Source organism: Streptomyces sp. NPDC043427 (assembly GCF_056436655.1).
In genome coordinates, this window is record NZ_JBWKCC010000048.1 from 37,327 (window position 1) to 50,575 (window position 13,249).

General features: G+C 68.8%; 11 protein-coding genes and 2 pseudogenes. 7 read left to right on the forward strand and 6 right to left on the reverse strand.

Going from position 1 to position 13,249, the window contains the following annotated elements; genetic code table 11:
• Nucleotides 1-7: 7 nt before the first annotated feature.
• Both AC067M_RS43750 and AC067M_RS43755 read right to left on the reverse strand, forming a co-directional pair.
• Nucleotides 8-337 (reverse strand): hypothetical protein, encoded by a 330-nt coding sequence (locus tag AC067M_RS43750; RefSeq protein WP_478702575.1) that lies wholly within the window; start codon nt 335-337, stop codon nt 8-10.
• Nucleotides 334-1,083, reverse strand: coding sequence for a PIG-L deacetylase family protein (locus tag AC067M_RS43755; protein WP_478702576.1), 750 nt, complete (start codon nt 1,081-1,083; stop codon nt 334-336). The genes AC067M_RS43750 and AC067M_RS43755 overlap by 4 nt, the downstream gene beginning before the upstream one ends.
• Nucleotides 1,084-1,288: 205 nt before the next feature.
• Here AC067M_RS43755 and AC067M_RS43760 point away from each other — a divergent pair, with 205 nt between their 5' ends.
• Both AC067M_RS43760 and AC067M_RS43765 read left to right on the forward strand, forming a co-directional pair.
• On the forward strand, nt 1,289-1,972 hold the full coding sequence (locus AC067M_RS43760) for a 4-carboxy-4-hydroxy-2-oxoadipate aldolase/oxaloacetate decarboxylase (RefSeq protein WP_478702577.1): 684 nt from the start codon (nt 1,289-1,291) through the stop codon (nt 1,970-1,972).
• Nucleotides 1,973-2,065: 93 nt separating this feature from the next.
• Nucleotides 2,066-2,689 carry a GntR family transcriptional regulator gene (locus tag AC067M_RS43765; RefSeq protein WP_478702578.1) on the forward strand — a complete coding sequence of 208 codons (624 nt, stop codon included), beginning with the start codon at nt 2,066-2,068 and terminating at the stop codon, nt 2,687-2,689.
• Between the two features lie 158 nt (nt 2,690-2,847).
• Here the strand turns inward: AC067M_RS43765 and AC067M_RS43770 are convergent, their stop codons facing one another.
• A complete protein-coding gene (locus AC067M_RS43770) occupies nt 2,848-4,488 on the reverse strand; it encodes an AMP-binding protein (RefSeq protein WP_478702579.1) in 1,641 nt (546 codons plus the stop codon).
• Between the two features lie 351 nt (nt 4,489-4,839).
• Between AC067M_RS43770 and AC067M_RS43775 the strand changes: the two genes are divergently transcribed.
• A complete protein-coding gene (locus tag AC067M_RS43775) occupies nt 4,840-6,492 on the forward strand; it encodes a sensor histidine kinase (protein ID WP_478702580.1) in 1,653 nt (550 codons plus the stop codon).
• On the forward strand, nt 6,480-7,127 hold the full coding sequence (locus AC067M_RS43780) for a response regulator (protein ID WP_308404494.1): 648 nt from the start codon (nt 6,480-6,482) through the stop codon (nt 7,125-7,127). Before AC067M_RS43775 ends, AC067M_RS43780 begins: the two co-directional genes overlap by 13 nt.
• A gap of 89 nt (nt 7,128-7,216) precedes the next feature.
• Here AC067M_RS43780 and AC067M_RS43785 read toward each other — a convergent pair.
• Nucleotides 7,217-7,932, reverse strand: a pseudogene (locus tag AC067M_RS43785) (IS6 family transposase).
• A 93-nt stretch (nt 7,933-8,025) separates the two neighbouring features.
• On the opposite strand from AC067M_RS43785, the gene tpg reads away from it, so the two are divergent.
• The 3 genes and pseudogenes from tpg (at nt 8,026) to AC067M_RS43800 (ending at nt 9,919) form a co-directional block, all read left to right on the forward strand.
• Nucleotides 8,026-8,358: a telomere-protecting terminal protein Tpg gene (tpg, locus tag AC067M_RS43790; protein ID WP_478702581.1), complete on the forward strand. Its 333-nt coding sequence runs from the start codon at nt 8,026-8,028 to the stop codon at nt 8,356-8,358.
• A 418-nt stretch (nt 8,359-8,776) separates the two neighbouring features.
• Nucleotides 8,777-8,890, forward strand: a pseudogene (locus tag AC067M_RS43795) (RICIN domain-containing protein); the annotation flags it as partial.
• A 123-nt stretch (nt 8,891-9,013) separates the two neighbouring features.
• Nucleotides 9,014-9,919: a hypothetical protein gene (locus AC067M_RS43800; RefSeq protein WP_478702582.1), complete on the forward strand. Its 906-nt coding sequence runs from the start codon at nt 9,014-9,016 to the stop codon at nt 9,917-9,919.
• On the opposite strand, the gene AC067M_RS43805 is transcribed toward AC067M_RS43800, so the two are convergent.
• Complete coding sequence (locus tag AC067M_RS43805; RefSeq protein WP_478702583.1) at nt 9,870-10,736, reverse strand: competence protein CoiA family protein; 867 nt, start codon at nt 10,734-10,736, stop codon at nt 9,870-9,872. The two genes, AC067M_RS43800 and AC067M_RS43805, sit on opposite strands and share 50 nt — an antisense overlap.
• Nucleotides 10,737-11,280: 544 nt before the next feature.
• A complete protein-coding gene (locus tag AC067M_RS43810; RefSeq protein WP_478702584.1) occupies nt 11,281-12,708 on the reverse strand; it encodes a non-reducing end alpha-L-arabinofuranosidase family hydrolase in 1,428 nt (475 codons plus the stop codon).
• Nucleotides 12,709-13,249: the final 541 nt, after the last annotated feature.

Sequence of the window (13,249 nt, forward strand, 5' to 3'; positions counted from 1 at the left end):
GACTACGTCATCCGTCGCGCGTGCCGGCGTGCCGGCCGGGACGCGGCGTCTGGTCGAGGTGGATCCGCACCTGGCGGTCCTCGCTCCAGAGAGCTTCGACCACGGCGTGCAGCCGCCGGACGTCGATGCGCCACATCGGTGTGCCGTAGCGGTCGTCGCGCGTGATGCCGTCCTCGGGGACCGCGGCGGCCAGCACGCTCCGGTGATCTGGCGTCCGGGCGGTTTCCTCCGTCCCGTCCGCGATCTCGATCGCGTAGTCCACGTAGAGGGACGTGTCGCGGAACGGAACCCAGATGTGCGTGGTCCCGCGGCCACCGGTCCTGAGTGGCGCCGTCATGCCAGCACTCCGGTCGTCTGCGGGTAGAGCCGCACGTACGCCTCGCCCATGGTTCCGTGTGAGAGGCCGAGGTTGGGACCTGCGTTGCGCTTCAGCTGTACGCCGCGCCGCTTGGCGAGGTCGGTGTAGTAGTCCCACATGTGCTGCTGGGCGGCCAGGCACTCCATGGCCTTGCGCTTCCTGTCGAAGACCGACGTGATGTCCAGCAGGACGTTCGGCTTGAAGTCGCACTGCTCTGGTTGGTGCGGCTCGAAGAAGAACACCGGGGGAGCGCCGAGCGGTTCACCGGGCGCGTCATAGCCGACCGCCTGTGCGAGCACACGGGCCTGGAGCGCCATGCGGGCGGCTGCCGGGTGGTCGCCGTTGTAGGGGTCCGCGAGGGTGTGGGTGAGGACGACCGCGGGGTCGACCTCCCGGTACACGCGCACGATGCGGTCGACCAACTCCGGGGTCTCCAGCAGCGGATAGTCCCCGGCGTCCAGGAACTCGATCTCCGCACCCAGCGCGGCCGCGGCGTTCGAGGCCTCCGTACGGCGCAGCTCCTTGATCTCGCCGAGGCGCAGGCCGTCCCGCCAGGCCCGGGCGGACTCGCCGCGCTCGCCGAAACTCAGGCACAGCACCTTCGCACGCTGACCGCGTTCGGCGGCCAGCGCGATGGCGCCGCCGGCCCGCCAGACGAAGTCGCCGGCGTGCGCGCTGACGACCAGCAGCGCACCTTCGGGCGGAGTGGGGGTGTCGTGGGTCATGAGGACTCCTTGGGATCGAGAGGGGAGAGGCGCGTCGACCCCGGGGCCATGCGAACTCCGTTGTCGCAGCGCGGTTTTCACATACGAAGTGCGGGGTGAAAGAGGTCTAACCGCCCGAAGTCGGCATATAGTCAAGGAATTTATTGACAATGGTGTGGATGTAGGTAATTCTCCTGATACCAGCCCTGTAGCCCCCGGAGGAGACATGCCGAACCGTCATGCCGTCGTGAGGAACATCGACCGGCCCGCCGCGGACGTCGTCGCCCGGCTCGCTGAGGCGGGGGTGTCCACCGTCCACGAGGCCATCGGCCGCCGTGGCTTCGCGGGAACCGGTCTGCGGCCGAACCAGCAGAACGTGCGCATAGCCGGCCCGGCGGTGACGGTCAGCTCCCACCCGGGGGACAACCTGATGATCCACGCCGCCGTCGAGGTCTGCCGGCCCGGGGACATCCTCGTGGTGACGACCACCTCGCCGTCCACGGACGGCATGTTCGGCGAACTGCTGGCGACCTCCCTCGCCGCTCGGGGCGTCATCGGACTCGTCACGGCGGCCGGTGTGCGTGACACCGTCGAACTGCGGGAGATGGGGTTCCACGTCTGGGCCCGGTCGATCTCCGCCCAGGGCACGGTGAAGGCGTCCCCGGGATCGGTCAACGTGCCCGTGACGCTCGGCGGGGTTGCCGTCTCGCCCGGTGACGTCGTGGTCGCCGACGACGACGGCGTGGTCGTGGTGCCCCTGGCCGAGGCGGAGGAGGCGGCACAGCTCGCCGAGAAGCGGATCGCCAAGGAGGCCGCCACCCGGGAAGTCCTGCGCTCCGGGACGCTGGGCGTCGACTACTACGGACTGCGAGCCAGACTTGCCGAACTGGGCGTCACCTATCAGGACTGACCGCCGGTCTTCTCGACTGTCTTCTTGACCTGGACCCGTGGTGGATGGTGTCGGAGCACGGTGAGCACTTCTGGGGGTACCGGCGTCACCGATGTGATCCGGGCCGCGCTGCTGCGCGGTGACTGCGTGCCGCGACAACGCCTGATCGATGCGCACCTTTGCGAACAGTTCGGCGCCAGCCGCTCCGGTGTTCGGTCGGCACTCCCACAACCGGAGGTGGAGGGCTTGGTCGAAATCCAGCGCAACAGCGGCGCCCGCGTCCGGGAGATCTCCTTCGTCGAGGCGGTCGAGGCGGTCGAGGTGACGGAGGTTCGGATGGTTCCGGAAGGCATGACCGCCGCTCGCGCGGCGGAACGGGGCGACCCTGCGCGAGCCGAGGAACTGCGCGGGATCGGCGCGGCCCAGGCGGTCACCGACGGCGAACTGATGGCCTACAGCGACCTCAACGCCTGCCTGCACCGCCGTGTGCGCGACATCGTCGGCCACGAGACGGCCAACCAGGTCATTCAACGGCTGCGGGCCCAGGTGGTCCGGCACCAGTTCATGCTCTCCTTGGTGCCGGGACGGACTCGTGTGTCGCTGCCCCAGCACCAGCGGATCATCGGGGCGATCGTCGCCGGCGACCCGGCGGAGGCCGAAGCGGCCATGCGGGACCACGTGGCCGGCGTGGTGGAGGCGCTGCGGGCGCTCGAAGCCCGCCAGGAGCGCGTGGGCTGAAACCCGACAGGGCGGCAGAGCATGACATACGCCGCCGCTGCCCGGGTGCCGCCGTCCCGAGGCGTGCATCTCCCGTGAACCGGCGGTGCCGCCCGCAATCCGGATGCGCGTCCCAGCGGCACCACAGCCGTTCAGAGCGGCCTTCTCACACCCGGCTGTCACGTTCCGTCGCCCGCGCCGGAGTCCCGGACCGTCTTCCTGGCCCAAGCGATTTCGAGCTTGCCGGTCGGGGTGCGCGGCAGGGAGTCCCTCAGGACGACGGAACGCGGCACCTTGTAGCCGGCGAGGTTGAGCCGCACCCAGTCACGCAGCTCCTCGCCGGTGACGGCCGCGCCGGGCGGGATCGCCACGACGGCTGCCACCCGTTCTCCCCAGGTCTCGTCGGGGACCCCGACGACGACGCAGTCCTTCACCGCGGGATGCGAGAGCAGGACGCTCTCGACTTCCTGCGGGTGCACCTTCTCCCCGCCGGTGTTGATCACGCCCGAGCCGCGTCCGAGGAACCGGATCGCGCCGTCGGCCTCGATCGTGGCGAGATCGCCGGGGATCGCGTACCGGACCCCGTCGATGGTGCGGAACGTCGTCGCGCTCTTCGCGGTGTCCTTGTAGTAACCGAGCGGCATGGGCCCGCGGTAGGCGAGGGTGCCGACCTCGTCACTGCCGGGTTCGACGAACTGGTCATCGGGGCCGACCACTTTCGTCGCGGGCACGGGGAAGAAGCGAGCGGGCAGGTCCCGTACCGACGAGGTGATCGCGAAGGCGAAGGGACCGCCTTCACTGGACGCGATGGCGTCGATGACCGTGACCTCGGCACGCTCGTGCAGCACCCTCTTGAGTGGGTCGCTGAGCGCGGTGCCGGAGCTGAGGATCCGGCGCACGGAGCTCAGGTCGTGCGGTGTCCCGATCTCCTCCGCGTGGGCGAGCTCATCGACGAGTGGTCGGCACACGGCGTTGCCCGCGACGATGACCGTCTCGACCCGCTGCTCGGCGACCGTGTGCCAGACGTGCTCCGGGTCGAGGCCGCCCGGCCGCGCGGTGACGGCCCGGCCGCCCACCATCAGGGCGCCCATGGTGTTGAACAGCCCGGTGGCGTGCATGAGCGGCACGACGGGCATGGTGGTCGGTGCACGGCCTTCACCGTGGGCCCCGACCGCGACGGCCACGACCTCGCCGAGCGTCGAGGGGAGCTCGCGGACACCGAGCGGATGGAAGATCGGGACCACCAGGGAGTGCAGCAGATCGCTCTGCCGCCACACCACGCCCTTGGGCCTGCCCGTGGTCCCGCCGGTGTACATGAAGAGCCGGTCCGAGCCGGGCCGCGCCCACGGCTCCCGTGGTGCGTGGGCCGCAAGCAGCGCCTCCAGCTCGGGCACGTCGGGGCCGGCCGGGCCGTCGGCCGGCCGATCGCCCACCCGCACGAGCAGCTTCAGCGTGCGTACGTGGCCGGCGGCGTGCGTGACCCGGTCGGCCAGGGCACCGCTGAAGACGACCGCGGCCGCGTCGGCGTCGGTGAGGAGTTCGGAGAGCTCCTCACCGGTGTAGCGGTAGTTGGCGTTCACCGGCACCGCGCCGAGCTTGAAGGCGGCGAAGACCGTCTCCAGGTAAGCGGAGCCGTTGAACAGGTAGCAGGCCACGGTGTCGCCCCCGCGCACCCCGGCCACCTCCAGCGCGGCGGCCAGCCGTGACGCGCGCTCGTCGAACTCCCGGTAGGTGATGTCACGTCCGGGCTCGGTGATGGCGACGGCATCGGGCAGGGCCCGGGAGACCGCCTCCCAGATCGTGCCGATGGACACGTCCATACCTCAGACCTCCTCGTCCTCGCGGCATGGGCAGACCGCACGGCCGGGCACACGGCCGGGGCGCTGTCTCGGGGAGCAGCGGACCACGGGCGCTCTTTCCTCACGGTAGGCGGGGCGCAGCCCTGAGGAACGCGTGCAATGACTCGACCGGCTCGGCGCTTCGACGGGGCGGTGAACAGGACGAATGACGTAGACCCGCGCCGAATCCGCCGGGCTACGATGCTGTGACCGGCCAGGCGCCCCCTGCCCCGCTCACCACCGACGCGTTCTCCGGCGCATCGCCTCCGGCACGGCGGTCTTCGACGGCAGGTCCGTCGCCCGTCGATCATGATGATGAGGAGGAGACCGGTCATGTCCGCATCGCCGCTCGTGGGGTGGGACGAGGTCGCCGCCGTCGCGCCGGACGGCCTGGCGGTCGTGGACTTCGGGGGCCGGTTCGTCCGCGTCAACCGCGCGGGGGTCGCGATGTGCGGCGCAAGCGCGGAGGCCGACCTGCTTGGTACGACGTCCCCGTTCACGCTCGGCGAAGGGGCCCGTGGGGAGTGGCGGGCAGGGCTGCTGGAGGAGCAGTCGGACGAGAGCGTCGTCCACTGGGAGCCCGCCTCCGGCACCCGGCGAGAGTTCGCCTACCGCGCCCGCGGCCTGCCGGACGACCCGAAGCTCATGGTCGTGTCGTTCCGCGACGTGACCGCCGCATGGCACCGGCAGCGCAGGATCGCGGCGATCGCCCAGACGTCGATCGCCCTTGCCTCGGAAGGCTCGCTCGGCTCGATCCTGGACGCCGTGGCCCGGCAGATCGTCCAGACCGACGGCCTGGCCGGTGTGCAGATCCTCATCCTGGACAGCACCGGCAGGGAACTGCGGCTGATGGGCTCGGCGGGGCTGCGGCACTGGGACGCGTTCCTCGACCGTCTGCTGGAGTGCCGCGACCGAGGCGCCCGGCTGTGCATGCTGGACACCCTGAAGGAGCGCGAACCGATCGTCGTCCCCCATCGCTGGGCCCAGATCCGCGAGGACCCGGCCTGGGAACCGCTGCACGCCTACCTCGGCGAGCTCAACTGGGACTCCTTCGTCAGCGTCCCGCTGATGGCGCGCGGCCGTCCCGAAGGCGTGCTCAACGCGTACTTCGCGCCTGGGCAGGAGATCGGCGGCCGGACGCTGGAGTTCCTGGCCGCCATGGCGGAGCAGGCCGCGCTCGCCGTCGACTACGCCACGCTGCTGCAGCGCGAGCGCGAGGGGGCCCGCCGGAACGAGCGCCAGCGCCTCGCCCGGGACCTGCACGACTCGATCGTCCAGCAGGTGTTCTCCATCGGCATGCAGGCCAACGCGGCCGGAGTGCTGGGGGCGCGCGGCGGACCGGTGCCCGCGGAGGCCGTCCAGCAGTTCGCGGACGAGGTCGGGGCCCTGTCGCGGACCGTCCTCGCCGACCTGAGGGCGATGGTGCACGAACTGCGTCCGTCCTCCTCCACCCGGCTCGGCCTGGAGGACGCGGTGAGCGCGCTCGTCAAGAGCACCGAGAACCGGACCGGCCTCAGCATCCAGCTGCTGTGCGGAGCGGAGCTGGACGCCGTCGAACGGGACCTGGCCGAGGATATGTACCGGATCGTCGCGGAGGCCATCCACAACGCGGTCAAGCACGCGGAGGCCACCAGCGTCACCATCCGACTCGGCGTGCGCGACCACACTCTGACCGCGAGCGTCCGTGACGACGGTCGCGGCTTCGCGGCATCCGGTGGGCGCCGGGCCGTGCCGGAAGGGGAGGGCAGCCGGACGACCGGCTCGACCGGCGGCCAGGGATACGGACTGACGACCATGCGGGAAAGGGCGGAGCGATGGGGCGGCACCATGAGGATCAGATCCGGGAAGAGCGGTACGGCCGTACGGGTCGTCATACCCCTCCCCGTACGGGTACCGGAGTCGCCTCCCGCGGACTCGGAGTCCCGGAGCGCCCCGACGGCGGTCCCGCTCCGGGAGCCGGCGGACCCCGTCCGATCCGGGTCCTGATCGTAGACGACCACGCCGTCGTACGCCGTGGAATCCGCGCCTACCTCGAGGTCCTGGACGACATGGAGGTGGCCGCGGAGGCCGCCGACGGTGAGGAGGCCCTCACCAGACTGGACGCGATGGCCGCGCACCGGGAACTGCCGGACGTGGTACTGATCGACCTGCTCATGCCCAAGATGGATGGGGTCACGGCGATCGGAGTGATCAAGCAGCGCCACCCCGGGCTCCGGGGCGTGGTGCTCACCAGCTTCGGCGAGATGGAACGCGTCCACGCCGCGCTCGCGCAGGGAGCCGTCGGCTACCTCCTCAAGGACGCCGAAGCGGGTGAGGTGGTCGCCGCGATCCGCGCGGCCGCCCGGGGCGAGGTGTTCCTGGATCCCGTGGTGGCCAGGGGACTCACCCAGGAGATTGTTTCGCCACCGACCGGGCTCGCCTCGCTCACCGGCCGGGAACGTGACGTCCTCGTCCTCGTCGCCGAGGGGCGGTCGAACCAGCAGATCGCAGACGAACTGGTGATCAGCGAGCGCACCGCCCGCACCCACGTGAGCAACGTGCTGCGCAAACTCCGGTTCACCTCACGGACCCAGGCCGCGCTGTTCGCGGTGCGGCAGGGGCTGGTGCGGCCACGCGGCTGACAGGGGCAGGGGTGGCGCTGTCACGTTGTTGGGGATGTGGGTGTCTGATGGGGTGCCAGGGTGTGGCTGGCCCAGGCGTCAGCCTTGGCTCAAGCTGTGGTGGGCTGGCCGGCGGCGCCTGTGATCTGGTCCCAGATCGCGAAGCGGTTGATCATCTCGGTGCGGTGTTCGGTGGCGTTCATCAGGTGCCGTCGGGGTCGGAAGTGGGGTGAGATGCCGCTGAACGCGGAGAGGAACCGCTGGGCTGCGCCGGTGCCGCGGAAGCCTTTCATTGCCCGTTCGCGTTGCCTGGTTGGCTGGTGGCTGTTCTCCGCCCGGTTGTTCAGGCCCTTGTGGGAACGGTGCTCGACGGAGGGCATGACTTCGCGGTGGGCCGCCCTGTAGGAGCGGAGCTTGTCGGTGATGATCACCCTTGGCACCGTGCGGGTCTTCTTCAGGAGCCTGCGGAAGAAGCGTCTGGCCGCGGTCTTGTCCCGCTGGTTCTGCACCAGGATGTCCAGCACCATGCCGTCCTGGTCGACAGCCCGCCAGAGGTATTTCTGCTCGCCGTTGGTCTTGATGAAGACCTCGTCCAGGTGCCACTTGTCACCAGGCCGGGGCGGCGGCGCAGCGAATTGGCGTACTGCTGCCCGAACTTCATGCACCAGCGGCGGATGGTCTCGTAGGAGACGATCACGCCGCGCTGGAGCATCAACTCCTCGACCTCACGGAAGCTGAGGGGGAACCGGAAGTACAGCCACACGCAGTGGGAGATCACCTCGACCGGGTACCGGTGCCCTATGTACTGCGGCGACGCGCTCCCCACGGACGATCGCCCTCCACCATGATCAACCCGGAGATCATCCCACCCGCTCAGCCAACGTGACAGCGCCCTCAGAAGCGTCTGCAGGCCGCGCTGGTGGAGGAGACTGAATCTCAGTGGCAACCGCAGGTCAGGGCGCAGGCGCGGGAGCGAGCGGCGACCTCCAGCGGCATGATGGTGGAGGTGACGGCCTACTTCGGATTCACCTGCACGGGCAGCTCGGACGACGGCCGCGAGCGCACCATCACTACGCCGATCTCGCCTGCCTACGCCGCGCAGATCCTCCAGCTCCAGGAGGCCGGTGCGACGGAGGAAGACCTGCATCCGATCGTCGCGGAGGCCATCACCGAGTCGAATTTCACGGAGTGGGGCCCCCGGTGCCGACGGCCTCCGAGCGGATTTAACGCACGTGCGGTCGACAGATTTTGAGTTCTGACCACCCGGAATTCAGGGCCTGCTGTATACCTTATTCGCGGGCCGTCGCACAGCGCTCTGGTGCGATGTGGCAGGTTGGTGTCAGTGGGTGGGTGTCAGTGACGGCTTGTCAGGCCGGGGTGTTTCCGCTGGTCGGGTGTCGAGGAAGGGCGAGGTCACTGCCGTGGGGCGGTTTCTGTAGCGGCGCGGTTGTCATGGGGCGGTACACCCCACTCCGCTCCACTGTCTCGGGAACGGCACTTCTGACGCCATCCCCGACCGAGCGTCACTCTGATTGCGACGACTTACCTCTATACCAGGCGCAGTTCTCATTTCGGTGTCGCATGATGCGGCTGGTAGCGGTGGCGGGGGCGGAACATGGAGTGAGACCCAAGAGCGACACTTGATGAGAATTTCCAGCGCGCTGAGGTGAGACGTCGCATCCGGTCTCTGCCTGGACGCCTACAACGCGGACCACGCCAACGGCACGAAGCTCGTCCTGTGGTCCTGCAACGGTCAGGACAACCAGAGGTGGAGCCAGATGTGACCGACCGTTCCCGCGCCCCTGTTTTCCCGGGGACGAGGGGAACCGCCTGAACGGGCCGGACCGCAATGTCTGTTGGTGCCACAGAGATCACAACGTCGTACGCACATCTGCGATGCTGGGCAGATGAGCAAGGTGTGGCAAGGACACGTCATCGATGGCACGCGCTTCGTGGTCCCGGCGTCCGGTGTGACGCCGAGGCACGTGCTGTGTGCGGTCGGCGTGGGCCTGGATCCCGATGTCATCAGCAGGGTGATCGAGGAGGCGGGCGCGGGGGACTTCACGCTCGACGAGTTCCAGCGGGAGCCTGCCCCCCGGATGCGTGAGGCGTTCGACGTCGCGGTGGCTTCCCGCCGGGCCACCGGCGTCGACGAGTTCGGCGACGACGACTGGGCCGCGGTGGACGCACACGACTCGGTCGCCTATGTCCTGTCACCGCCGGTCTCCCAGGCCACCGGCCTCGACGTGTCCCGCCGGGCGCTGGCCGTCACCGCTGCCCTGCTGGCCAACGGAGCCACCGCGGTGAAGAACGAGTCCAGCGGGGTGGCCTGCGGTCGGGAGCGGTGGCTGGCCCTGGCGAGCGAGGCGGCGGCCGCCGAGACCGCGGACGACCTGGTCGGCGCCCTCGTCCGGGCGTGGGTCGTGCCGGTGATCCACGACGGGGAGGTCTACTACAGCTGCGGCATGCACCTCCTGGGCGAGGCCGACGTGGAGCTGGCCCCCAGAAGCACCGCGGTGCCCGAGCCGGAGCTGCTGTGGGAGTGGGTGACCACCATGGAGATCGCGTCGTACTACCTGCTGACCGAGCAGCCGGACCACGGCGTCCAGAACGGCGAGGGCTTCCGCATCGCGCAGGACGCCACGCGCTGGATCATGAACCGTGTGGAGTGCGAACGGTTCGAGGACGACGACTTCTTCCACAACCCGTACGGATACTGGCGCCTGACCCCGGCTGCCCGCGACCCACGGAGGGGGGCGAGGCTCAAGAGGCGCAACCCCCGCACGACCTTTGGAACGCGACGGAAGGGGTGAGAGCGGGGAAGGCGTGGAGATCTCCGGACCACGGGCCGAACGCCGCGCCCTTCTCCGGCGTCTCAGTACCAATCGCGGTCCCGCCCACCCGGGCAACCGCACATGGGGCGAAGAACCGGAGGGACGCATGGCCAAGCTGCGACGACTTACCTCTATACCAGGCGCAGTTCTCATTTCGGTGTCGCATGATGCGGCTGGTAGCGGTAGCGGTAGCGGTAGCGGTAGCGGTAGCGGTAGCGGTAGCGGTGGCGGGGGCGGAACAGCGCATGGTGCGGCCGCCCCCGGGACGGTCCTCGAAACGGATCCGATGGACGTAGCCGCGCTGGGCAAGGACGCCGGAGGACATGGCTACGCCGGGCCCCAGAATGGTCTCCCACGCCTCGTTCTCCCAGGCGACGGGCCGGTTCCGGTCCAGGTGGACCAGGAGAGTCCGCCCGTCCTCCAGGCGCATCACCACAGCGGAGCCGCGAGGCTCGGGGAACGTGAACTCGGCGGTGGTGGCGTGGGCCCGCAGCCAGGACGCCAGGTGGGCTTTGGCGAAGAGATGGTCGGCGCTGTCCTTGCCGCGCTCCTTGCGGCCGCACTGATGGTCGGAGCCGCCGCTTCCGTAGTGGGCGAAGTGGCAGATCTTGTCGGTGCACCGCCGGGTCATGAGCTGACGGCCACAACCGCCCTCGAACATGGTGCCGCACCAGATGGTGACGTCCTCATGGTCACGCCGGAACGCATCCAGCTCCTCAGCGGTCTCAGGGCACAGAGCCGGCTCGTCTGAGTCCGGCGTGCCGAAGACGGCGGTACGGATGAGGCGCCTTTCCATCGTGTTCCTGTTGCTCCAGGTGAGTGAACCTCCCCATTGTGCTCCCGGGCACTGACAACGGGACCCCAACACAAAGCAGCGCTCCACTGCCCGGCACGCGGCCGGCCCCCACGGTGCGGCCCCCGAGTCGGGCCCCCGAGGACGTCATGAGTGATCCACGGGGCCCTGGGCGTCTCCGGGCGCGGACTAGGCCGTCTCTGGGCCAAATCGCCAGGGCATGGTGGACGACGTCATCGACTTGATCCACCAGGCCGACCAGCCGGGCACCAGCGGCGTTCGGCCACGACTTCCTCGAATGCGGGATCGTCATCGCATCCTGCCGGACTGCGCACGGATGTCAGGTACGGATCAGTGCACGCTTGCCCGTTACGCCGCCATGCGCCCGCGGGGGAAAACCACGAAAGGGAGGAACCCCAGCCGACGCGCGGCTGGGGTTCCTCAAGGCGGTGAGTATCGGTCAGCAGGTGGAGTCGCTTACGCCGTAGACCGCTCGTCTACGCGTCGGCGGACCGCACCCCATCGCGATCACCGTGGACCGGGCGGTTCAGCGCTGCAGGGTGAGCACGCCCGGCCGGTACGGCAGGCTCATGTAGCCGGTGCCCGGCGGGATGTCCTTGAGGAGGCCCTGGTAGAGGAACTGCAGGTTGCAGGGATCGATGGTCATGGTCTGGTCGGGGTTGCTGCGGACCAGGTCACCGTGGCTGACGCCCTGGGCCCAGGTGGAACCGCTGTTGGCCTGGCCCGCGAAGGGGTTGCTTTCGGTGGCGGCCTGCGGGGTCCACGGACCGTTCAGGCTGGAGGCGGTGAACGAGCGGAAGTAGCGGTTCGTACCCGACGCCTCAACGATCATGAGGTACTGGTTCTGGCCCTGGACCTTGTAGACCTCCGGCGCCTCGAACAGGTTGTCCTTTACGTCGCTCATGACCGTCGTGTACGAGGAGCCGAAGCTGCTGGGGAAGTTCTCGAGCGGCATGCTCGTCCGGTAGATGTTGCCGTTGTCACCGGCGAAGAACAGGTACATGTTCTGGTTGTCGGCGATCAGGGTCGCGTCGAGCGGGGCGTCCTGCTGGTTCGGATCGGGGCCCGGGGGGAGCGTGCCGGTGAACAGCGACTGCGGGGCGGACCAGCCGTTGGGGTTGGTGGGGTCGCTGGACGTGCTGTAGAGGAACGCCGGCCACTGGTACACCATCACCCAGATGTTCTTGGTCGAGAGGTAGAACAGTTCGGGCGCCACCGCGGTCTGGTTCGTCTTGGTCTGGGTGGCCGCCCCCATGTCCGACCAGTTCGTGAAGGGACTGAACATCGTCGAGCCCCACCCACCTGCGTTGGCGGTGGTCGCGTAGACCAGGTTCTTGCCGTTGTACTTCACGGTGGTGAAGTCCTTCAGCGCGAGCTGCCCGTTCGCCGGCTCCGCCAGCGGACCCGACGAGGTCCACCGGTAGGTCGACGGAAGAGCACACGCGTTGCTCGCCCCGGACAGGCCGGTCCACTTCTGGTTGGCGCCGCCGTGGCACGACCAGATCTGCACTCCCGTGCCGTTGGCCTTACCCCAGCCCGAGACTTCCAGGCACAGCCCGGACCGCACGCCGACGATCGTGCCATCGGGGTTCACCCGCCACTGCTGGTTGTCACTGCCGTTGCACGTCCAGATCTGCACCGGGGTCCCGGACGTGGTGGCGCCGCCCCGGACATCCAGGCACTTGTTGCCGTACACGGTCAGCTGGTTGCTGTCCGTCAACGTCCACTGCTGGTTGACTCCACCGTGGCAGTCCCAGATCTGCACGTTCGCGCCGTCGGTCTGGCTGAAGCCCGACACATCGAGACACTTGCCGGAATCAACACCGCGCACGTCGCTGGAGGTGGCCGCCTGAGCCGGGCCGGCGACGAGCAGCGCCGCCAACGCGGCCAGGGCCGCGACCACGGCGGCGAGCACCGCGGACGGACGTCTGAGACTGAAACTACGTCTGTGCATAAGGACCTCGTCATCCTTGAGCAAGCGACTCCGGTTCGGCCCGTCAGGGGCTGTCCGGAGGCGGTGTGGTGCGGCCCTGAAGTGTTCGGCATGGCGAACACGGGTCGAAGTATCGAGCAACTGGATAATAGGGTTCCGGTGATCAGCGTCAATACCTCGCGCAAAACACGCGGGCAGAAACGTTCACAGGCTGAAACAGGCGGCTTCAAGTTGTCGATCGGGGGGTGGGTAGTTGGTGTGTTGGGTGGGGTGTGAGGTGCGGCGTTGGGGGTTGGTTGAGAATGGGCTTTTACGGGGTGGGATGGGGCTGACCTGGGTTGTGTGGTTTGTAGTGGGACTTCCGGGGCGTTGTGGGTAGCTTCTGCGTCTAAGAAGCCGTATCTCAACCGAACGTGATCCCTTGATTCCTGCTGGTCAAGCATGGTTTCGCTCGGGTTGAGGCAGGTATCGCGACGTCTTGTGTCCGCTTCATGGTCGAGGGGTTCGCGGTGGCGTCGGTGCTGGGAATGCTGGAGGAGCGAGAGGCGGCTGCCCGGGTGCG

Bases quoted from the DNA above. Each gene is read 5' to 3' on its own strand.
- AC067M_RS43750 (WP_478702575.1), bottom strand. From the start codon at position 337: ATGACGGCGCCACTCAGGACCGGTGGCCGCGGGACCACGCACATCTGG.
- AC067M_RS43755 (WP_478702576.1), bottom strand. From the start codon at position 1,083: ATGACCCACGACACCCCCACTCCGCCCGAAGGTGCGCTGCTGGTCGTC.
- AC067M_RS43760 (WP_478702577.1), top strand. From the start codon at position 1,289: ATGCCGAACCGTCATGCCGTCGTGAGGAACATCGACCGGCCCGCCGCG.
- AC067M_RS43770 (WP_478702579.1), bottom strand. From the start codon at position 4,488: ATGGACGTGTCCATCGGCACGATCTGGGAGGCGGTCTCCCGGGCCCTG.
- AC067M_RS43775 (WP_478702580.1), top strand. From the start codon at position 4,840: ATGTCCGCATCGCCGCTCGTGGGGTGGGACGAGGTCGCCGCCGTCGCG.
- AC067M_RS43800 (WP_478702582.1), top strand. From the start codon at position 9,014: ATGAGCAAGGTGTGGCAAGGACACGTCATCGATGGCACGCGCTTCGTG.
- AC067M_RS43805 (WP_478702583.1), bottom strand. From the start codon at position 10,736: ATGGAAAGGCGCCTCATCCGTACCGCCGTCTTCGGCACGCCGGACTCA.
- AC067M_RS43810 (WP_478702584.1), bottom strand. From the start codon at position 12,708: ATGCACAGACGTAGTTTCAGTCTCAGACGTCCGTCCGCGGTGCTCGCC.